We start from the raw sequence: 21,048 nt of genomic DNA, 5'->3' as shown, positions 1-21,048 counted from the left end.
TGATACCAGGAACGTTCCGTCCAGTTCGAGTCGTCCATGGCCCCCCGGGCAGGGGGGGCCGGTGGAATGAACGTTCCGTGCGGTCAGCGTGAGCCGCGTTCCAGCGTGCGGCGTGCCTCCTTGAGGATTTCGTCCTCGGAGAGCTGGTCGGTGCGAATCGCGGAGCGGTCCGCCTTCAGTTGCTGGACCTTCCCTTCGCGCAGGACATGGAACTGGCCCGGCTTCTGGCCGGGGAGGCGGGTTTCGGCATCGATGCGGGCCTCGGTGAACATGGGCTTGAGCTTCTTCAGGGCGTTGTCTTCCTTCACCCCGCCGACGAACCAGGTGCGCACGTTCTCCCGGCACTTGTAGTCCAGGTCTCCCGGGCTCTGCGTACCCAGCATGACGCCCACGCCCGCCGAGCGCGCGCGCTTGAGCAGGTTCTCCATCGGCTGCTTCGTCGCGGGCTTGCTCGTCGCGGGCAGATAGATGTCGGCTTCGTCGAAGAGCATGACGGCCTGGAGCCTGGAGGCGGGGTGCTGGCTGGTCCAGCGGTTCGCCTCCAGCAGCAGTTGAGACACCCAGAAGCGGACGCGGCTGAGGTCTCCCAGGTACTTGGTGCTGATGATGCTCAGGCGCGTCTTGCCCGGTGTGCTCGCGGCGCCGAGCCCCAGCAGTTCGCTGATGTCCAGACGTTCTCCACCCGTTGCCAGCAGGGGGCGGAGGTCGAGCCGGAGCACTTCGAGGTCCTGGGCGAGCTTGGCGAACGTCTTGGTTGGCAGGCCCCCCGTTTCCTGCCGGAGCGACTCGTCCTGCTCCGCGACGAACTTCTGGACCATCTCCAGGGTCAGTTCAGTGCCCGGAGGCCGCTGGACCAACAGGCGCAAGGCCTGCGTGAGCAGCGCCCGGGCTGCCTTGTCATTGGGGCTGGTCTTGTATTCGAGCATGCCCGCGATGGCGTCCGCGGCCTGCTGCACACCTTGCTCACGCTCTTCCGGCGACAGGCTTTCAAGGCCGCGTGGAATCACAGGGATGGCCAGCGGCCGCCCGTCGGAGCGGCCCGGCGTGTAGAGCGCGACCTCGACGCGCTCGCGCAGCAGGCGGCGCCGCTCGATGAGGGCGGGGTCGTCCAGATGTTCCTCCCAGGAGAGGTCACGTGCGTACGCGGCGAGGTCCCCCTTCCGGTCGACGAGGATGGCGGGCACACCGCGGAGGAGCAGTTGCTCCAGGACGTTGAGCGCCAGCGTCGTCTTGCCGCTTCCCGTGGTGCCGAGGAAGGCGCTGTGGCGGGTCAGCTCGGACGGGTCCACGGTCACCACCTGGCTGAACACACCTTCCGAGGAGCCAATCCGCAGCGGTCCTGTGAGTGTTTCCGGGGGACGTGGGGAGGGCGTCGGAGCGGCGGGGCTCGCGTTGCCCCTGAATCCGATGGGGGGCTTCATTCCCTGGGGCGGTGTCATGGTGCGGCCCGTCAGCATCGGCGATTCGATGGTGATGTCCTGCAACGGGTCATCCGAAAGGGATTCGGCCCGGCCTTGCCTGGCCCGCTGGGCGGCGATGGGCTCGCGGGCGGAGCGCACGCCTCTCGCCTCCAGTGCGCTCGTTTCGGCGCGGGCCGGAGGGGTGGACTTCGCTCCCGAGAGGACTTGGGCCGGGACAGGCGTTCCATACGGCAACGTCGGTGGGCTGTTGAACAGCTCCGTCTGTGCCTTGGTTGCGGTGCTCCGGGCTCCGACATTGCCCATCGGGACACCCGTGCCACCCTTGGGCGGGGCGTCCGGCTTCTCCAGCCCCAGGATGTCGCTCACGGACTTGAGCCGGGTGATGGGGCGAGCCGTCCGGCTCCATTCCAGGAGGGCGGCTTCACCCGCATGCCTCTCACGGAAATTGCGCAGGGCCATGAGGTCCCGAAGCTCCGTGTCTCCGACGACGACCCGGCGTCCGCCCTTGCGGAGCAGCGCGCCCAATTGCTCGGCGACGACACCGCCGGGGCGGGCTGGAGGGAAGTCGGTGGTCCGCACCACCACAGGTGTCTTTCCCGCGGCTTTCTTGAGCGCTTCGGTCATCTGCCTGCCGAGGCCGCCGCCACGCGAGTCCCGCTCACACAGCGCGACGAGGAGCTTGCTTCCCTCCGGGTGGACCTGGACGTCCAGCATCTCCTTGTCCTTGGGCTTGACGTCGAAGCGCTTCGCGTCTCCGAGCTCCTTGCCGCCGGCTTCAATGGCCCAGGCCAGCAGTTCCGCGACACGCGCGGGCTCTTCGGGTGGGTCAATTCGCAGGGTGGCGCGGAAGTCCGTCCACAGTTGGTCCATATCCAGCTTGGAGACTTGCTGCTGCTGAGCCAAAGGTGTCTTCGCCACGCCCGGGCCCTGGGGACGTTGCAGCGGGAAGTTGGCGGGCAGCTTGCCGTCCTGGATGGCGCGGTCGCGGTAGCGGCGGCACTCATCCAGGACATCGCGTGCGCGGTGGCCGCCCAGCGCGTCGAAGCCGTTCGCCGGAATGGGCCAGGTCGGGTCCGACGGGGAGACCGCGAAGCCTCGCTGTTCAAACAGGTCATGAAGTCGCCGCGCCGCGAGGTCCCTGGCCGTTTCGGCCGTCACGGTCCGCTCCAGCGTCACGGGCTCGGGGTCGTTCTCGATGCGATCCACCGTTCCCTGGTTGAGCAGGGGCTTCATCTTCGCCCAGTAGTCGGCGAGGCAGCAGAAGACCACGACCGCGCGAGGCACCTTGCTCGCGATGGCCGCCAGGCTGTTCATCGCGCGCCGGAAGGAGTTCTCCATCTGTGGGCGCTGCTCGAAGTCGCTGACGTCCTCGACCTGGTCGACGCAGAGCACGAGCGCCTGGCCCAGGCCGCCCATCAGTCGCCCCAGGTGTTCCACCATCCGCGCCGGCGCATCGTCGGCGGTCCGGGGGATGAGGTTGCCAATGACGCGCTGGTCCGCCTCGGACAGTTCCTCGCAGCGCAGCCAGTGGAAGATGCGGCGATTGAGCCGAGGGTCTCTTCGATGCAGGTAGATGAGGGCGCGCAGCAGGTCGACTTCCACTTCCCGGAAGCGAGGGTCCAGCAGCAGCTCGTCCGCCACTGCCCGGATGGTGCCGTGCAGCTCTTCATCCTCCAGAATCTTCTCGTCCTGCAGGTGCAGTACGAATGCGCTGTTGCACTGGGCCATGAGCGCGTCCGACAGGTGCATCAGCCCGCTGTCGTCATCGCCTCCCGCCCGAATGAACGGCTTGTCCAGGGAATCGATGAGGTTGGACAGGATGTAGCGGTCGTACTGGGTCGCATCGACGGTCATCGGCATGTAGCCGACGAAGCCCTTCCGCTGACCATGCGCGAGGTTGCGGAAGGCGCGCACCAGGTGCGTCTTGCCGCTGCCTGATTCGCCGAGCAGGAGCAGCAGCTTTCCGGCGCTCGGGGGCGTGTCCGAGGACGCCTTGTCGAGCAGCCGCTTGAAGGAGCGGCGAGCCGGCGCGTTGAGGGCCTCCACGTCGAATGGGTCCGCCTGCCAGATGTGCTGGCCCTGTTCGACGCTGGTGAAGACCTCGCGAGAGTCATCAAGGAAGATATCGAGGCGGGGGTCGTTGGCCACGGGGCGCTCCTGGGTTCGGGCTAGACGACGACGAAGTGGAAGCTGGCGCCGAAGGACCGGACCTCGGAATCGGCGACGTCATTCGGATCCATGGCGGACACGAGGTCCGCGCGCGTCAGTGACAACAGGCGGGTTCGGTTGGCCTCCAGGAGCGCCGCGTCGAATGCCTCGCGGGTGCTCCACTCCGGCTGGAGGGCCTTCCACACGTGGGAGATGAAGACCTTGTTCTCGCCAAAGCGGCCCGTGGGGAGGGCGCGGGCGACCGACAGCACGCGCTCGGCGAAGGCCGCCGGAGAGGGAGGGGCGTCTGGACTCGTGGATGCACGGTCCGCCGGCGCGTCCTCGGAGGCGTCGGCGTCCTGCGCAACAGCCCACCGTCGCATCAGGGACAGGCGCACGGCCTCCGCATCCACGCGGGGGGCGCCCGCCGCACGCGCCGCAAGCTGCTCCACGCCCTTGCGCGGGTCCATCGTTTTCGCGTCCAGCATCTTCCCGAGCAGGTGGGCCTGCACCGCGCCCAGGGTGAAGGGCCGGTCCGTCTCGACGCCGAGCTGCCGCCACAACAACCGGTCCCGCGTCTGCGCCAGGGTGAGGCCTTCCTCGGTGTCCAGCCCATGCTGGCGCTGAAGCGCGGCGGCGCGCACGCCGTCGGCACCCTTCATCCGCGCCAACACCGCCTTCGATGGCCGCAGGTCCAAGCTGCGCGCCACCAGGTGCGTGGCCTTCAGCCTCTTCCACGTCAGCCCGCGCGGCGGCTGGTCCAATTGGAGGAAGCGCAGCACCTCTGTCCGGCCCTTGGGCGTCAGCTCCAAGCCGCTGCGCCCGCGCACCGCCACGGTTCCTCCGCCCAGCAGCGCCTCCATGAGCGCCTCGAAACGGAGCTTCCATTCCGCACGGCTGAGCTGATGCTCCACGAAGGGCCGGAGTGCATCCTCCAACTCCTTGCGCGTACCGCGCCGCTCGCTGCGCGTCATGAGCCAGGACAAGGCAATGCCTGACAGCCGGTGGTCAGCGCTTCCCATTCGATGCTTCCTTCCCGCTGAGCTCACCCCTGCGGGTGGCAATCAACGTGTCGAGGGTTTCAAGAATCTCTTCCAGTCGCGTCACCACGTCGTCCGCGAGGAAGCGGACCACCCAGTAGCCCGAGCACTGGAGCGCAACGTCTTTGCGCCGGTCTCGGCGGAAGCCGTCGGGGCTGCGGAAGTGGAAGTAGCCGTCGATTTCCACAGCCAGCTTCAGCTCCGTGCAGAGCAGGTCCACTTCCAGCCTCCGGCCACCTCCGACCGGATCCACATGGCCATTGAGGACGAAGAGGCCTCGAGTGGAGGCATGGTCCTGGAGCCGGGCGTGCAGGAACTTCTCCGCCTCGCTCCGGGCGCGGCCATTGGCGTCCCGGTAGGCCGAGGCGATGGTGCGCACCGCCGAGTCGTAGAGCGCGACGACCTGTTCGGACGAGCCTTCCTGCCGGAGCCGGGCGCGCGTGGACGCCACCGCGGCCTCGGGGAACTCGCGGGTGTCTTCGTCGAGCTCCGGCTCGGCTAGGTCCAGCCGGCCTTCCCGCAGCATGGCGAGGATGTGGGACTCCTCCCTCCGGAGGTGCTCGGCGAGCCCCTCGGCGGTGAGCACGCAGCCCGTCGTGAGCGCGGGGGCCGCGGTGCACAGGGCCGCGGCGGTGCGGAGCGCCCGGAAGTCAGAGGGACCGGCCCGCACGCGCAGGGCCGGCGTGCTTCCGGCGGGGACCAATGCCATCAGCGTTTGGAGGGCCGGCAGCGGCGCGCGCGCAATGGCCTGGCTCACCGCGTCTGGAAGCACACCGGACGGCGGCGGGGCCGGGCTCTCCAGCAGGGCTCGGCACAGCTCCCAGGTGGCGGACTGTCCCTGCGGGGGCGTCAGGCCTTCCAGCAACACGCGCCGCTGGTGCGCCGTCTTGCCTTGGAACTGGAGCGTCCGTGCCTGGTTCTGGGGCTGGGAGCGAACGACGAACACCTCCGCGTCACCCATCAGGTCCCGTTCCCTGGCGAGCGCCGCCGCCCACGCGGAGACGACAGCGCGCACGTCATCCCCGTCCACGACAACGACACTCAAGCCCCGGCGCTGAATCCACTCCGTCCAGACGGTCAGCGCCCGCTCCGGCGGCCCGACGAGCGTGCTCAGCGTTGCAATGCCTTGCGCGCGTCTCCGGGCATGCCGGTCCAGTGAGCCGAGAAGCGCTGCATCCAATGGTGGGTGCAAGCCATTTCCCCCGAGGTCGCGCGATGGTCTGCCTTCGCGGAGGGTTGGAAGCCTGCTCCTCTCATGGACTTCGATGCAACCCCCTGGGGAGGTGTGGACAGCTGAGAGTGATTGTGCTTGGGCGAGTCAGAGATTGCATCCCGAGGTCTTCCGGACCCCGTGCTCGCAATGTCTGTCGTCTGTGCAACGGCTCAGGCCTCTTCCACGCCCAGCGCCGCGCGCAGCTCGGGCATCCGGGCCAGGGGCACCGCGCCGAAGACGAAGCGGTCCGGCCGCACCACGGCCACGTCGGCGCCGTGCTCTCGGAACCACTCGGACAGCCTGCCGGTGTGGTCCTCCACGCTGTTGTCGCCCAGGCCCGGGACACCCGCGGAGCGCACGGTGACGGCGCGGGCCCCCAGGGATTCGGCCAGCTCACGGGCCACCTCCGTCCCCGGGCTGCCGCCCCGGCTCAGCACGGCGAAGCCGGAGCCCAGGCTGTCATCCAACAGGTGTTCCTCACCGGACGCACGACGCACGCGCGGTTGGGGAAGGTAGCTGCCTTCAGCGGCCTTCCGACCCGAGCGGCGGCCGCCCAGCATCCAGCCTTCCTCGATGGCGGGCGCCGGCTTGAAGCGGAATCCCTCCACGAAGCGGCGCGCGGCCGGAACGGCCTGGAGGCCCCGGAGCACGGTGTCACGTACCCAGGCCATGGGCGTGCTGCGCGCGGTGAACACGGAGCCCAGCCGCGCGGTGGCTTCCAGCAAGGCGCGCACGTGCGGACGGCGCTCCACGGCGTAGGTGTCCAGCAGCGCCTCGGGGGCGCGGCCCTGGAGGACCCACGCCAGCTTCCACGCGAGGTTCGCCGCGTCGCGCAGCCCGGACACCAGGCCCTGACCCAGGAAGGGCGGCAACAGGTGGGCCGCGTCTCCCGCCAGGAAGGTGCGGCCCACGCGCCAGCGCTGCGCCACCACCGAATGAAAGCTATAGAGCTGCGCTCGCTCCACCGTCACCCGGTCTGGATTCACATAAGGCCCAATCAGACGGCGAATCGTGCCGGGCTGCGTCATCTCCTCGCCCGTCTCGCCCAGGCGCAGGCGGAACTCCCAGCGGAACCGCCCCACGGGACCACGCCCGACGAAGCCGGGGCGGACCGGGTCGCAGACGACATGACATTCGGCGGGGGCGTCTTCCTCGGCCACGGTGCCGGAGATGGCAATCCACGGCTCCTGGCCGCCGCGGCCTTCCATGGGGATGCCCAACAGCGCGCGCACCGTGCTCCGCCCACCGTCACAGGCCACCAGGTAGCGGGCGCGCACCCCGTGCCGGACTCCGGACGTGAGGTACCGCACGGTGACGCCCGCGCCGTCCTGTTCCAGTGATTCCACCTCGGTGCCCGTGCGCAGCTCAGCGGCGGGGAAGCGGGAGAGCCCCTCGCGCAGCGCCTTCTCCAGGAGCGGCTGGTGGAAGAACCAGATGGGCGCGTGGCCGTAGCCGAAGTCCACCTGACCCAGTTGGACCTGGGCAATGGGTTGGCCGCCCACGCCGGTGAAGGTGACGTGGCGGCCCTGGCGCAGGTCGGGCTTCAGCACGTCGAGCAGCCCCGCGGCCTGGTAGATGCGCAGGGCCTCGTCGTCACAGGAGAAGGCCCGGGGTTGGCCATGCGGCGCGGCCTCCCGTTCGAGGACGAGCACGCGCACGCCCTGGAGTCCCAGGAGGTTGGCGGTGAGCACACCCACCGGCCCGCCTCCCGCGATGACCACATCCACTTCCTCGATGTCGGCCGACATGGACTTCCCCCCGGAAGCAGGTCCGCTGCGGGGAGAAGTCTAACGTCCTTGGCCCCCCGCGGGGAGGATGGGCGAGGATTCGCGGAAGATGCGCAGCGAGTCCGCCACGCTGTGGCGGTATTCGAAGCCCGTGGCGTCCAGGAAGCGGCGGTTGTCCACGACGATGGGGAAGCGCAGGTGGTCCAAAGCGCCCATTGACAGGCGGGGGAGGCCGGCCCGGCCCAGCAGCATCGATAGCAGCGGCGCGGGCAAAGGCACCGCCCTGCGCCCTGTCTCCCGGACGATGACGGACAGCGGAATCGGCGGAGGGCCCGCCACGTTGAAGAGTCCCCGGACCTGCTTCTCCAGCGCCAGCGTCAACGCTGTCACCACGTCTTCCTCCTGGAGGACGTGGAACAGGGGGTCGTACCCGAGCACCAGCGGCACGCGACGGCCCTTGAGGAAGGAGGACAGCGTGCCGGTGCCGGGGGCCCCCAGGGTGTAGGGCAGCCGCAGCACGGCCGTCGTCATCTTCGGCAGGCGCCACAGCGCGGTGGCCGCGTACAGGTCGGCGGCCACCAGGTCCGCCAGCTCCGGAATGGCCTCCAGCGCGCGAGGCGGCTCGTCCTCGGAGTGGTACAGCGGCGAGTCCGGCGCCGCGCCGTAGAAGGTGTGCCGCCCCACGAAGAGCATCTGCTTCACGCCATGGGCCGCGCAGTGGTCGAACACCGCCTTGGTGCCGTCCAGGTTGATTCGCCCGCGCTCCTTGCCCGGCACCGTGAAGGCGGTGACGGTGGCCATGTGCACCACGGCTTCGGGACGCCAGCGGCGGAAGACGTCCTCCGCGGCGCGCTTGCGCACATCGCCCCGGTAGACCTGGATGCCGGCCTCTTTGGCCTCGGCCCAGGGGCGGGTGTCGATGCCCGCCACCTGATGCCCGCGCGCGTGCAGGTGCAGCGCGAGCTGGCGGGCAATGCCTCCGGAGATGCCTGGAATCAGCACCCTCATGGCAACAGGTTCCTCCCAATCCGCCGGCTGTGCCGCTGCGCGCGGCCGCGCTCGATGAGCCCCGCGATGCGCTGCTTCACCTTCTCCACATAGCCCTCGATGACGTGGTCCTCTTCGTCCCCCGTGCCATGGAAGACGAGCGGCTCGCCGTAATGGATTTCCAACTGCACCGGCAACGGCAGCGGCAACAGGTAGGGCGTCAACGGGACGTAGGGCACGCCGAGCAGCTTCCCCAGCGTGTACGCGTTGAACACCGTGGGGACGGCCGAGCCGCCGCCCAGGAACGCGAAGGGGATGATGGGCGAGCGCGTCTGCAACGCCAAGCGGACGAAGCCGGTGCCGAAGTCCACCAGCGAGTAGCGCTCGTTGTAGAGCTTGGCCGTGCCGCGCGCGCCCTCGGGGAAGATCATCAGCAGCCGGTCATCCTCCAGCAGCCGCTTGGCGTGCTCGGGCAGCCCGATGAACTGTCCGGTGCGGCTGGCCCACAGCGAGGACACGGGGAAGTTGTGGAGGAAGCGCTCCACCATGCCCTGCGCCAGCCGGGGCGGGTCCATCTCCAACATGGTGGACGTCAGGACCATGGCCCCGTCCACCGCCACGCCGCCGGAGTGGTTGCCCACCAGCATTCCGCGGCCCCGCGGGGGGATGTGCTCTACCCCGTAACAGCGCACGCGGAAGTAGTAGCGGTAGATGGCGCCAAAGACGCGCAGCGCATGTTTCACGTGAGACTTGGAGATGCCGTACGGGTCGACGCCGTATTCGTTGAAAGGCAGTTCCAGCCGGTCCACCCGGGCTTCCAATGAGTCGGTCAGGGCCACGGGGGCACCGTACCACCCCGACGTGCCCGGCCCCGCCGCTTTCCACACCGGGTTGGTTGGGCACCCGCCGGGTGTTGAGCGATACTCGCCCGCGCGCCCCCCAGCCCCCCATTCATGACACACCAGGACGAGCTCGCCATCGAGGTGAAGGGATTGGTCAAACGTTTCGGCGACGTCACCGCCGTGGACGGAATCGACCTGGACATCCGCCGTGGCGAGTGCGTGGGCCTCCTGGGCCCCAACGGCGCGGGCAAGACGACGACCGTGGAAATCCTCGAGGGCCTCCAGACGGCCACCTCGGGGGAGGTGCGGCTCCTGGGGTTGCGCTGGGAGACGGACGCGCCGGTGCTGCGGGAGCGCATTGGGATGACGCTCCAGGAGACGCGGCTGGTGGACCAGCTCACGGTGGAGGAGATGGTGCGTTTGTTCACCTCCTTCTACCCACGCCCCCTGGAGGTCGAGGCGCTCATCGGGCTGGTGCAACTGGGCGAGAAGCGCCATGCCCGGGTGGGCAAGCTGTCCGGCGGCCAGAAGCAGCGGCTGGCCTTGGCGCTGGGCTTGGCGGGCGACCCGGACGTGCTCTTCCTGGACGAGCCCACCACCGGATTGGACCCCCAGTCGCGCCGCGCCTTGTGGGACGTGGTGGCGCAGCTCAAGGCGCGCGGGCGCACCGTGGTGTTGACCACGCATTACATGGATGAGGCCGAAGTGCTGTGCGACCGGCTGGTCATCATCGACCGGGGCCGGGTGATTGCGCGCGGGACGCCGCGGGACATCATCACCTCGCTGGGCGCGGAGCAGGTCATCGAGTTGGAGGCGGAGCCCTCGCCGGACCTGGAGCGGTTGCGCCCGCTGCCGTCGGTGGTGGCCGCCCAGCGGCACGCTGGCCGCATCACCCTGCGGGTGCGGGAGCTGCACCTGGCGCTGCCGGAGGTGCTGCGCGAGGTGGCGGCGGGGGGCGGCCAGTTGCTGCACCTGTCCACCCGGCGCCCCACGCTGGATGATGTCTTCATCGACATGACGGGCCGCTCCCTGCGCGAGTCCGCGGAAGAGAAGGCGGCCTGATGAACGCCCTGGGCCAGTTGGTGTTGATGCGGCTGCGCATGTTGATGCGGCAGCCGGAGGTGCTGTTCTGGACGTTCATCTTCCCCGTCGTCACCTCGCTGTTCCTGGGGCTGGCGTTCCGGAATGACTCCCTGGGCCCGGTGCGTGTGGCCGTGGCGGAGGGGGCGGGCGCGCCGGCGCTGATGGCGAAGCTGGAGGGCGTGCCGGAGCTGTCGGCCGAGGTCGTGGACGAAGCGTCCGCCCGGCGGCGGCTGGCGCGCGGGCAGCTCTCCCTGGTGCTGCTGCCGGGCGCGGTGCCCGAGGCGCTGGTGGACCCCAGCCAGGCGGAGGGCCGCACCGCGCGGCTCCTGGTGGAGCAGGCGCTCGCCGCGCCGGAAGACGCCGCGCGTCCCGCCGTGGTGAAGGCCACGCCGGTGTCGGAGCCGGGAAACCGCTACGTCGACTTCCTCATCCCCGGCCTGCTGGGCCTGTCGTTGATGTCCAGCAGCCTGTGGGTGGTGGCGGGCTCGCTGGTGGCGATGCGCGGAGGCAAGCTGCTGAAGCGGCTGGCCGCGACGCCCATGCGGCGCTCCCAGTTCTTCCTGTCCTACATGCTGGCGCGCGCGGGGTTCGCGCTGGCGGAAATCCTCTTCTTCTGTGCCTTCGCGCGCTGGCTCTTCGGCGTGCCGATGTTCGGCAGCTACTTCACATTGACGCTGGTGGGGCTCGCGGGGGCGCTGTGCTTCGCCGCGCTCGGCGTGCTGGTGGCCAGCCGGGCGCGGACGGAGGAGGCGGTGGGCGGGCTCGTCAACCTCGTCTCGCTGCCGATGATGTTCGTCTCCGGCGTCTTCTTTGCGGCCGGAAACTTCCCCTCTTGGTTGCAGCCGGTCATCCGCGCCTTGCCGCTCACGGCCATCAATGACTCGCTGCGGGCTGTCATGCTGGAGGGCGCGGGCCTGGCTTCACTGGGTGCGCCCATGTTGGTGCTGGCCGCGTGGACCGTGGTGCCGCTGCTGCTGGCTCTTCGTTGGTTCCGCTGGACGTAAAGGAGCGCTGCTTCGTGTCACAGCCCGTTTCCGCGCCGTCCCCCGCCTTCGTTCAGCAGCTCAACTTCCACGCGCGAGACGCCAGCAACGAAGCGGCGGCACTTCAGGCAGCCTTCGCGCTCGGCCTCTTCGGACACCTCCCGGAGACGGGCTCGGGCGAGCCGGTGTCCCTGGAGACGCTCGCGAAGCGGGTGGGCGGCACCTGGCGGGGGACGCGCTCCGTCGTCGAGCCGCTGGTCGCGCTGGGCTTCGTCCACCTGGAGGAGGGGCGGGGGTATTCGCTGCGCGCCTCGACTGTGGCCTTCCTCCGGGACGAGGCGTTCACCACGAGGCTGAAGGAGGCGCGGCGGTGGTGGCATCCGCTGGCGCTTCTGTCCCAGGCCGTGCGCGGTGGTGGTCCCGTGGAGTGGGGCGGGGAGTCGTGGGACGTGCTCGGATGGTACCGCGCGCTGTTCCTGTCGCCCGCGCCATCCATCCCGAGCGCCGAGGCCCGGGACTTCCATGACCGCTTCGCCCGCAACCCCGCGCGCACGCTGGCGTTGGTGACGGCCGCGGAGCTGGACGTGCTGGTGAAGCTGGTGCGCGGGCCTGTGCCGCTGGAGGTGCTGGCGCGGGAAGTGGGCGCGTCGGCGGAGGCGCTGGAGGTGTTGCTGGGCGCGTTGGCGGCGATGGGCATCGTCCAGGCACAGGAGACAGGCTGGGGCTTCACGGAGGCCGCGGGCCGGGCGCTGGACGCCCAGAGCCTTCCGTACTTCCAGCGAGCGCTGCCGGCGACCATGGCCTACTGGGAGGCGCTGGGGCACCTGGATGAGGCGGTGCGCGAGCAGCGCTTCCGGTTGGACTTGCGTGACCCGGAGACGGCGCGGCGCATCTACCAGGAGAACGCTTCACGCATCTCCAGCATCTTCGCCTCGCACCTGCGGCTGAGCCGGCAGGCCGCGACGCTGGTGCGGTCGATGCGGCCATTGGCACAGGCGCGCGTGTTGGACGTCGGCACGGGCTCGGGCGTGTGGGGCGCGGCCTTCGGGTTGGCGGACCCCACCACGCACGTCACGTACCTGGATTCGCCGCACGTGCTGGACGCGGTGCGCCCCCATCTGGCGAAGCTGAAGCTGGAGGCCCGCTCCGAGCTGTGGGCGGGAGACTGTCTCTCGGTGGACTACGGCGAGTCCCGCTACGACGTCATCCTGCTGCCACAAATCATCCCCGCGCTGCCGCCCTCGGAGCTCCCGAGCTTCTTCGCCCGGCTGGCTCGGGCGTTGCGTCCCGGCGGGCTGCTGCTCATCTCCGGCTACCTGCTGACGGACCGGCGCGACGGCCCGCTGGACGCGCTCTACTTCGCGCTGCGCCGATACGTGACGAACGAGGGGGACGTGCTGTCCCTGCCGGAGTTCCGTGCGCTGCTGGGGCCGGTGGGCCTCACGGACGCCCGCGGCTTCGACATGCCCATTCAGCAGGTCGTCATCGCTCATCGGGGGGACGTCGCGTGGCCGGACGTCGCCCCCTCCGCCTGATTCCTTTTCGGGAGCATCATGGAACCGCTGCGCACCTTCTTCATGGAGGACTACCTGGAGGGCTCGCGCTTCACCGCGCGCTTCAACCTGGGGGAGTCCGGTGGACGCCCCGTCACCGTGGGCGAGCTGCTCCTCGGCTCGGGCGTCAGCGCCGAGCGCGCCGCCGAGGTGTTCCTCTCCACGCCTTTGAATGACAGCCCCAACTGGGGCCGCGCGGACCTGCGCGACGCGGTGGCGGCCATGCACCCGGGCGCCACGCGGGACAACGTCCTCATCACCACTGGCACCAGCGAGGCGTTGCTGCTGCTGTTCCGCCAGCTCCGCCCGCGCAAGGTGGCCCTGGCGTGGCCGGCGTTCCAGCTCCTCTACGAGCTGCCCCAGCGTCAGGGCGCGGAGGTGGTGCGGTTGCCCGTGAAATGGGACGCGAACGGCGTGCCGTCCGTGGACGCGGACCTGTGGCTGGAGCGGCTGGAGCGCGAGCAGCCCGACACCGTCATCATCAACAACCCGCACAATCCCAGCGGCCTGGTGCTGACGGCGGAACTGCTGTCGGCGGTGGAGCGCTGGGCGGAGCGGACGGGCGCCACGGTGGTGGGGGACGAGCACTACCGCTTCCTGTCCTCGGAGACGTCCGTGCTGGGCGCGTCCGTGTACCGGCCGGGCTCGCGGCACTTCGTCACCGGCTCCTTCATCAAGTGCCTGGGCTGCCCGGGGCTGCGCATCGGCTGGACGGTGGGCGACACGGCCATGCTGTCGCGGATGCAGAACGAGAAGAACTACACGACGCACACGGTGAATCCGGTGACGGAGTGGGTGGCGCGCGAGGTGCTGCGGGATTTGGACAGTCCTGCGTTGCGCCGCGCTCGGGAGGACTGGCTGCGCAATCGCGCCACGCTCTCTGCTTTCCTGGAGCGCTCGCGCGGTGTCTATGGCGTCGCGCCCCAGGGCGGGCTCGTCACCTGCATCGGCCTGCGGGAGGCTCGGGACGACGCCAGCGCGGAGACGCTGCTCAAGGCCCTGTCGGATGTGGGCGTGTTCGTCCTGCCGCTGAGCGCCATGGAGGCGGGCTCGCCGGACGGAGCACATCCGCTGGAGCGCGGGCACGGTTTCCGGTTGGGACTGGGCATCGCGCCGGAGCGTTTCTCCGAGGCGCTGGACGCCATCGAGCGCGCCACCGCGCGCTGAGCGCCCGCGCTACCGCGTCAGGGACGCGAAGGCATGCTCGCGCGCGGCATAGTCCGCGTCGCGCAGCAGCAGTTGGTGCACGCGCCCCTGGAAGGGCGTGGGCACCGCGGGGAAGAGGTGGTGCGTGAGGTGGTACTCGTCGTTGCGCGGGAAGACGAGCCGGTTGAGCCAGCCCCACGCGAAGACGTGATTGCGGGAACGGTGGAACTCATCCGCGGAGGAGATGATGCCCGCGTGGTCCACCGCGTCCGACCAGTAGCGGATGACCTGGTAGGCGACGAAGTAGGGGATGACGTAGGCGCGCAGGAACACGTCCCAGCCCACGACGAAGTGCGCCACGGCGAGCAGGCCGCCGATGAAGCTCCAGCGCAGCAGCGTCACCCAGACCGGGTCCTCGCGGTGGAATAACACCGGGCGGATGAAGGCGGGCAGGTGGATGAGCAGCAGGGGGCGCAGCAGGTGTGACTTCACGAAGGGCTGGTCCGGGTCCGCGAAGCCGAAGCGGCGGCGCGGCTGGAAGTCCAGGTCCTTCTCCGCGTCACCCAGGTGGAGATGGTGACTGAAGTGGTCCCTGCGATACGGGTCCAGGGCCGTCAGGTCGAGCACCGCCAGCAGGTGTCCCAGGTTCCGGTTGTGGCGCTTGCCGCGCACGAGCATGCCGTGACACGCCTCATGGAGCATGTTGCCCACCGCGCGAAAGCGCGTCGCGATGAGGAAGGCCAGCAGCGGGTACACGAGCCAGGCGGCACGTGGTGCGTGTGGCAGCAACAGCTCGAAGGCCGCCGCGGCGGCCACGGCCAGGCCCAGGTGCAGCGCCAGATGGGCCAGCGCGCCGGGCACGGAGTGCGCGTGGTAGCCGAGCGTGGCGACCTCTCGTGCGTATTCGGCGCGCAGCCTCGCGGCGACGGAGGTCGGGCGCACGCCACGCACGGGCCGGGCGGCCGGGGACGGCAGGGCGTCGCTGTCCTCCTGCGGCGCGGCGCTCACGGGAGACCTTTCGGGGCGAGGGGGCGGACTGGGGGAACGCTAACCGGGCACCCTTCTCCGGGCAAGGCGAGGGGCGGGAGATGTATCGCGCTGTGTCAGATGTATCGCGCTGTGTCAGACAGAAGGCGGTCGGGGCGGTGGGGCCAGCGCGGTGGGCAGGGCCACGCCGTCTCGCGCGGCGAACACCAGTTCCTGGGTGGGAAGGGGGATGCAGACGGAGGTGGTGAGGCCCACGTCCGCGAGCAGCTTCGCGTACTCGGACGCGGACAGCAGGTCGCCCTCGTTCGTCATGAAGCGACGGAAGCCGAAGTAGAGGTGGTCCAGGGGGCCGTCGCGGCGCTCGTTGAGCACGTACTCGGCGATGACGAGGATGCCGTCCGGACGCAGTGCCCGGGCCACGCGCGCGAAGATGTCTGGGACGTCCTTCGGGCTCAGCACGTTGAGCACCTGGGGGAGGATGATGACGTCGAAGTCCGCGGCGCCGAAGTCCTGGGTGAAGAGGTTCCCTGGCCAGAAGCGCGCCCGGTCCGCGACCTCCAGCTTCGCGACGTTGCGGCGCACCTGCTCCAGCACGATGGCCTGGTCGAAGTACGTGACGTGTGTGGAGGACGACGTGCGCGCGAAGGCCGCGCCCCACACGCCCGAGCCGGTGCCGATGTCCAGCACCGCGGCGCCCTCCAGCGGACGCACGCCCGCGAGCGTGGCCGCGGCGCGGCGGCTGAGTTGGAAGTGGGTGGCGAACACGGCGGTGATTTGCTGGGAGTTGTCCGCGTAGAAGCGCCCGCTCACCTCGGGGTCCTTCAGGTCGAGCACGTAGCGCTCGTGACGCACCGTCTCGTCCAGGCGTCCGAGGGCCTCCCAGTACCGCGCGGACACGGACAGCGAGCGCACCAGGTAGGCCAGGGCCTTTCCTTCCAGCAGTGTCTTCGCCTCAGGTGTCAGCGCCCACCCATCCTCCTGACGCCGCGTCATTCCCAGCACGGCCAGCGCTTCCAGCAGCACCCCGGGGGCACGCGTGGACGTGGACTCGCCCAGCGCCTGCTCCGTGCGGACGTCCTCGGCGAGCGCCGCCAACAACCCGCTCTGTCCCGCGGCCAGGAGAACCTGGGTACGCAGGCCGCTGCGGGTGAAGCGGTCGAAGAAGTCCTCGTGCGCGGGAGTGGCGAACGGCGTGGGCGCCACCAGTCGCTCGCGGAGGTGGCTGAGGACGTCCCAGCGCTGTCCCTCGAAGTCCACCGGCTCGCCGGACTTCACGGCGTCGGCCAGCAACCCCATGGGGCCCCACCAGGGGAGCTCGGCTTGAAGCTGCTGGCGGAAGGCCGAGTCGCCCAGGAGGGTGGCGGTGTGGGGCGCGAGGCTGAAGCGGCGCGTGTCGTCCATGCGGACGAAGTCCAGGCACACCAACAGCTCCAGCAGTGAGCGGAGTCCTCGCGCGGAACAGCCGAGCCGCTCCGCCAGCGTCTCCACCGGCAGTGGTTCACCTCTGCCCTCCACGGTGAGTGCGTCGAAGAGCCCCACCCGGAGCGCTGTCTGGAAGAGGGCGGACTCGTTGGAGGCGTTGCGCGCCCAGAAGTGGAGTGACTGTGCGAGGGAGACGGGCTCGTGGGGGGCGGCCATGAACCCACAGCTTGTTCCCACCCGTCCTCCGGGTGCAACCCGGCTCCCTCGCGGCGGGGCCGGGAGCGGCTCTGATACGCTTGAGACATGGAATCACGCGCGTCGATGGTGCAACTCGTCGAGGAGTTCCTGCGTGCGGAAGCGCGCGTCCGTGACGTCTGGGTGTCGCCCGAAGTGGCCTGGGTGGTGCCTCGGCGCGCGGTGCGAGCGGCTGAACTGGACGCACTGCTTCACGAGCGCCTGGGGCCGGATGTTCCCGCCGTGGCGCTGGTGGACGCGCTGCCCCGGCTCGACTCCGGCGATGTGGACGCGGCGGCGCTGCGCCAGAGCATGCCGCCCGTGCCCGCGAGGCTTCAGGCCCTGGAGGACGCGCTCCGGCAACAGGGCATCGAGGCGGTGGCGCTCGTGGGGACCCGGCGGGACGGGGAGGTCCACACGCCGCTGGACGCCTTGCTTCCCGCCGCGCTGCGACTGAAGGCGGGGGGCGTGGCGCCCGTGTCTTCGGCTCAGGCTCCGGCGCGGATTGATGCGGGAGGCCGGCCTTCCCTCATCGATTCAGGACCGCGCAGCATGCCCGCGGGAGCGCCGCGGACGCTCGTCGAACTGCTCCAGCAGGCCGTGGCGCACGCTCCCGGTCATGTCATCACCTTCATCGACGTACAGGGGCAGCGGGAGACGCTGACGTTCGCCGCGCTCTGGGACGAGGCGCTCCGGCTGTGGGGAGGTCTGCGGGCGCGGGGCGCGAAGACGGGTGACAGGGTGATGCTCGCGATGGAGCGCCCGGGCGACTTCGTGCGTGGCTTCTGGGCCTGCACGCTCGGCGGCGTGGTGCCGGTGCCGCTGGCGCTGCCGGCGTCGCTGGAGCGCTCGCAGCCTGGCGTCGCGCGGCTCATCTCGGTGTCGGAGCGGTTGGGAACACCGTGGCTGCTCACGGAGGCGAGGGCCACGGCGCCGCTGTCGGAGGCGGGGCTGCGCGCCCTGTCGCTGCAATCCCTGTCGGGCGCGGAGCCGGGGCCCCTCGCGGCCGTGGACCCGGAGGCGCCCGCCATCCTCTCCTTCACGTCTGGGAGCACCGGGCGTCCCAAGGGCGTGGTGTTGAAGCACGCCAACCTGATGGCGATGGGCGAGGGGATGGTGGCCGGCGGTTGGTACCTGCCTGGGGACGTGGGCGTGAGCTGGATGCCCTTGGACCACGTGGCGGGGACGAGCTACCCCCACCTGCTCGCGCTGCGCACCCGCACGCCCCATGTGCTGGTGGCGCGCGACTACGTCCTGGCGGACGTGCTGCGCTGGCTGGATTTGCTCTCGGAGTTCGGCGGGACGATGAGCTGGGCCCCCAACTTCGCCTACGGCCTGGTGGCGGATCGGCTGGAGCGCGAGGAGCGCCGCGCGTGGCGGCTGGAGCAGGTGCGGGTGCTGGCCTCTGGTGGCGAGTCCGTGCTGCCCGCGACGCTCCGGCGCTTCTCCGAGCCCCTGCGCGACAGCGGACTGCGCGAGGACGCGGTGTGCCCGGCCTGGGGCATGGCGGAGACGTCGTCCTTCTTCTCGATGACGCGGGGCGTGCGGACCCATCCCGTGGAAGCGGCGACGGAGCTGGGACCGCCTCCGGTGGGCGCGGCCCTGCGTGTGGTGGACGACACCGACGCGGTGGTTCCCGAAGGTCAGGTCGGCCACCTGCAGGCCCGGGGTGAGCAGGTGCTGTCCGGCTACCTGGATGACGCGGAACTCAACGCGCGCTCCTTCACGGCTGATGGCTGGTTTCGCACCGGGGACATGGCCGTGATTCAGGACGGGCAGATGTCCATCGCGGGGCGCCAGAAGGAGGTCCTCATCCTCCACGGCAACAACGTCTACCCGCAGGACATCGAGGAGGTGGTGGAGTCGGTGCCTGGCGTGCTGCCGTCGTACACCGTGGCCTGCCCGACGCGGAGCGGTGCGGCACAGACGGATGAACTGGCTGTCTGCTTCGTGCCCACGCCGGATGCGCCGCCGCTGGCGGAGTTGCTGCGGAGCATCCGGGAGAAGGTGGGCCGGGTGCTCGGCTTCCATGTCGCGCACCTGTTGCCCCTGGCGCGCGAGCAGGTGCCGCGCACGGAGCTGGGGAAGCGGGGTCGCACCGAATTGCGGCGCCGTTTCGAGGCGGGCGAGCTGGGGGCCGAGTATCACCGCTCGCTGAGCGTCCTGGGCGGACCCGCCACGATGCCGCCGTGCCTGGCGGTGTCCCGGTGGGTGCCTCGGCCGCTGGCGACCAGGGTGGGAACACGCGGTGCCGTGGTCGTCATCGCGGACGAAGCCTTCGCCGGGGCATTGCGCGAACAGGCCGACGGCTACGAGGTGGTGCGGGTGGCGCCGGAGGCGAGCGGTGAGCTCGTTCGTGCCATTGAGGCCCTTGCGGAGCGCAGTGTGCCCTGTGGCGACGTGGTGGTGCTGCTGCCGGAGGCGCAGGAGGTGCCCGCGGTCCGTGAGTCTGTGCTTCGCGGGGAGATGACGGCTGCGGATGGGCGCTTCCAGGACGCTGCCGCCAGAGCGCCTGGCGGAGGCGTGTCCGGGGGCGTTGCCGCACCTGACCAGGGCACGGCCTCGGACGGCGCGATGCAGGCGGCGCCGGTCGCGCATCTGGCTGTGCCGGTTCAAGGCACGGCCTCGGATGCCGTGCCGCAAGCGGCGGTGGCCTCTCGCATGGCGCCACTGCTTCATGCGCTCCAGTCCCTGGCCAGGCGAGGCGAGGGCGCTCCGGTCGTGCGCGTGCTCGCGGTGCTTCCGGAGTCGGGAGGGGACGACGCGGCTTCGCTGGCTGCCTTGCTGACGCCGGGCCTGCTCTGGACCGCTGCGGCGGAGGTTCCGGGGCTGGAAGCGCGGGTGGCATGGACGCCACCGGATGCATCCGCCACCGCCCATGCTGTCGCCCGCGAACTCGCCTCCCAGGATGCCGCGCGCGAGGTGGCGTGGCGGGAAGGCACGCGTTGGGAGCGCGTCTTCACCCCATGGACGCCGCCACCGCTCGCGGCGCCCCAGCGCCTCAAGCGGGGAGGGCTCTACCTGGTAACAGGCGCGCTCGGTGGCCTGGGACGTGAGTGGGCACGTCAGCTGCGGCAGGGCCTGGACGCCCGGCTGCTGCTCGTGGGGCGGCGCCCTCATGGTCCCGAGGCAAGGGCGCTGGAGTCCGAGCTGGGCACCGCGAAGTATGTCTCCGTGGACGTCACGAACGAGGTCGCGCTTCGGAATGCCGTGCGCGACGCGGAGGCGCACTTCGGTCAGTCGCTCGACGGCGCCTTCCACTTCGCGGGCACGCTGACGCCCGTCGCGTTGGAGCACGAGACGCCGGAGACACTGGTACAAGGCGCCGCCGCACATGCACTGGGCGCGAGGGCCATCGCGACCGTCTTGAAGGACAGGCCCCAAGCCGTCTGCGTCTTCGCGGCGTCGTTGATGGGAACGCTGGGCGCGGGCCGCCACGCGGCCTACTGCGCTGGCACGGCCTTCCTCGAACGGTTCGCCGAGCGGCTGACCGCACAGGGCCGCCACGCGGTGGCGGTATCGCTGAGCCAGGTGCGGGAGACGGGGCTCGCGCGCTCACTGGGGGCCGCGCCGCCGGGGTACCGGGTGCTGGAGCCATCCCAGGCCCTGGCCTCCGTGGCCTTGGCGGTGGAGCACATGCCCGCGCACCTGCTGTCAGGCGTGGTGGGGGCGGCCTGGCCCTGGCGTCAGGCGGGATTGGGCGAGGGGCAGGGCCTGGACGCGGCCCATGTCTTCCTGGTGCAGCGGCCGGGAGACGTCCCGCCCGAGGGACTCTCCGACGCGGTACTCCATTCCCTGCCGGAATGGCCCTGCCGAGCGGACGGCGCGGTGGACCGTGAGGCCCTGGCCGCCGACCTCTCCGGGGCGGGGGACGGAGCCGCCGCCGGGCCATTCGAGACGGTGGTGATGGACGCCTTCCACGAGGTGCTCGGAGCCCAGGGCGTGGGCGTCGGTTCTGACTTCTTCACGCTGGGCGGCAGCTCGCTCCAGGCCACCCGGGTGGTGGCGCGCATCAACGAGCGCACCGGCCTGCAACTGCGCGAGGTGGCCCTGTTCGAGCACCCCACGGCCACGGCGTTGGCGGAGCACGTGCGGCGCGTGGTGGACCTGACGCAGTTGGACATCTCGGTGCTCAGCGACGCGCAGGTGGACCTGCTCCTGCGCGTGCTGGAGCCCACGTGAGCGAGAGGCGGTAGTCCCTCCGCCCCGTCCGTTGTAGCGTCCAACGACCCGGGCATGTGTCTTGTCCGGGCATGGCACCG

General features: G+C 70.4%; 13 protein-coding genes. 5 read left to right on the top strand and 8 right to left on the bottom strand.

Features of this window, described 5'->3' with window-relative positions:
- Positions 1–83: 83 nt before the first annotated feature.
- The 6 genes from FMQ63_RS12925 to FMQ63_RS12900 all read right to left on the bottom strand — a co-directional run bounded on the left by FMQ63_RS12925 (position 84) and on the right by FMQ63_RS12900 (position 9,375).
- Positions 84–3,569 carry a DUF87 domain-containing protein gene (locus FMQ63_RS12925; RefSeq protein WP_011551702.1) on the bottom strand — a complete coding sequence of 1,162 codons (3,486 nt, stop codon included), beginning with the start codon at positions 3,567–3,569 and terminating at the stop codon, positions 84–86.
- Between the two features lie 20 nt (positions 3,570–3,589).
- Entirely contained in the window at positions 3,590–4,591 is a 1,002-nt protein-coding gene (locus tag FMQ63_RS12920; RefSeq protein ID WP_020477724.1) for a hypothetical protein, read from the bottom strand.
- Entirely contained in the window at positions 4,578–5,801 is a 1,224-nt protein-coding gene (locus tag FMQ63_RS12915; protein WP_011551704.1) for an endonuclease domain-containing protein, read from the bottom strand. Before FMQ63_RS12915 ends, FMQ63_RS12920 begins: the two co-directional genes overlap by 14 nt.
- A 191-nt stretch (positions 5,802–5,992) precedes the next feature.
- Complete coding sequence (locus FMQ63_RS12910) at positions 5,993–7,570, bottom strand: bifunctional 3-(3-hydroxy-phenyl)propionate/3-hydroxycinnamic acid hydroxylase (protein ID WP_011551705.1); 1,578 nt, start codon at positions 7,568–7,570, stop codon at positions 5,993–5,995.
- A gap of 39 nt (positions 7,571–7,609) precedes the next feature.
- A complete protein-coding gene (locus FMQ63_RS12905) occupies positions 7,610–8,557 on the bottom strand; it encodes an SDR family oxidoreductase (protein WP_011551706.1) in 948 nt (315 codons plus the stop codon).
- Entirely contained in the window at positions 8,554–9,375 is an 822-nt protein-coding gene (locus FMQ63_RS12900; RefSeq protein WP_141590145.1) for a lysophospholipid acyltransferase family protein, read from the bottom strand. Before FMQ63_RS12900 ends, FMQ63_RS12905 begins: the two co-directional genes overlap by 4 nt.
- Positions 9,376–9,489: 114 nt before the next feature.
- Here FMQ63_RS12900 and FMQ63_RS12895 point away from each other — a divergent pair, with 114 nt between their 5' ends.
- From FMQ63_RS12895 to FMQ63_RS12880, 4 genes are read left to right on the top strand one after another with little or no spacing between them, the layout of a single operon-like run.
- Positions 9,490–10,440: an ABC transporter ATP-binding protein gene (locus FMQ63_RS12895; RefSeq protein WP_011551708.1), complete on the top strand. Its 951-nt coding sequence runs from the start codon at positions 9,490–9,492 to the stop codon at positions 10,438–10,440.
- Positions 10,440–11,465: an ABC transporter permease gene (locus FMQ63_RS12890; RefSeq protein WP_011551709.1), complete on the top strand. Its 1,026-nt coding sequence runs from the start codon at positions 10,440–10,442 to the stop codon at positions 11,463–11,465. Before FMQ63_RS12895 ends, FMQ63_RS12890 begins: the two co-directional genes overlap by 1 nt.
- 14 nt (positions 11,466–11,479) lie before the next feature.
- Complete coding sequence (locus tag FMQ63_RS12885; RefSeq protein WP_011551710.1) at positions 11,480–12,979, top strand: class I SAM-dependent methyltransferase; 1,500 nt, start codon at positions 11,480–11,482, stop codon at positions 12,977–12,979.
- A gap of 18 nt (positions 12,980–12,997) precedes the next feature.
- Positions 12,998–14,164 (top strand): pyridoxal phosphate-dependent aminotransferase, encoded by a 1,167-nt coding sequence (locus FMQ63_RS12880; protein ID WP_011551711.1) that lies wholly within the window; start codon positions 12,998–13,000, stop codon positions 14,162–14,164.
- A gap of 9 nt (positions 14,165–14,173) precedes the next feature.
- On the opposite strand, the gene FMQ63_RS12875 is transcribed toward FMQ63_RS12880, so the two are convergent.
- A complete protein-coding gene (locus tag FMQ63_RS12875) occupies positions 14,174–15,151 on the bottom strand; it encodes a fatty acid desaturase (protein ID WP_011551712.1) in 978 nt (325 codons plus the stop codon).
- A 114-nt stretch (positions 15,152–15,265) separates the two neighbouring features.
- Positions 15,266–16,768 carry a class I SAM-dependent methyltransferase gene (locus tag FMQ63_RS12870; protein ID WP_026113811.1) on the bottom strand — a complete coding sequence of 501 codons (1,503 nt, stop codon included), beginning with the start codon at positions 16,766–16,768 and terminating at the stop codon, positions 15,266–15,268.
- Between the two features lie 87 nt (positions 16,769–16,855).
- Here FMQ63_RS12870 and FMQ63_RS12865 point away from each other — a divergent pair, with 87 nt between their 5' ends.
- A complete protein-coding gene (locus tag FMQ63_RS12865) occupies positions 16,856–20,968 on the top strand; it encodes an SDR family NAD(P)-dependent oxidoreductase (RefSeq protein ID WP_176973849.1) in 4,113 nt (1,370 codons plus the stop codon).
- The last annotated feature ends 80 nt before the right edge of the window (positions 20,969–21,048 follow it).

The sequence above is a fragment of the Myxococcus sp. CA005 genome (assembly GCF_006518205.1).
GTDB classification, from domain to species: domain Bacteria; phylum Myxococcota; class Myxococcia; order Myxococcales; family Myxococcaceae; genus Myxococcus; species Myxococcus xanthus.
Note: the sequence above shows the minus strand (reverse complement) of the source record. Positions and strands in the feature narration are given on the sequence as shown.

Coding starts and splice junctions, on each gene's coding strand:
- FMQ63_RS12870 (WP_026113811.1), bottom strand. CDS start 16,768: ATGGCCGCCCCCCACGAGCCCGTCTCCCTCGCACAGTCACTCCACTTC.
- FMQ63_RS12880 (WP_011551711.1), top strand. CDS start 12,998: ATGGAACCGCTGCGCACCTTCTTCATGGAGGACTACCTGGAGGGCTCG.
- FMQ63_RS12910 (WP_011551705.1), bottom strand. CDS start 7,570: ATGTCGGCCGACATCGAGGAAGTGGATGTGGTCATCGCGGGAGGCGGG.
- FMQ63_RS12905 (WP_011551706.1), bottom strand. CDS start 8,557: ATGAGGGTGCTGATTCCAGGCATCTCCGGAGGCATTGCCCGCCAGCTC.
- FMQ63_RS12890 (WP_011551709.1), top strand. CDS start 10,440: ATGAACGCCCTGGGCCAGTTGGTGTTGATGCGGCTGCGCATGTTGATG.
- FMQ63_RS12920 (WP_020477724.1), bottom strand. CDS start 4,591: ATGGGAAGCGCTGACCACCGGCTGTCAGGCATTGCCTTGTCCTGGCTC.
- FMQ63_RS12865 (WP_176973849.1), top strand. CDS start 16,856: ATGGAATCACGCGCGTCGATGGTGCAACTCGTCGAGGAGTTCCTGCGT.
- FMQ63_RS12895 (WP_011551708.1), top strand. CDS start 9,490: ATGACACACCAGGACGAGCTCGCCATCGAGGTGAAGGGATTGGTCAAA.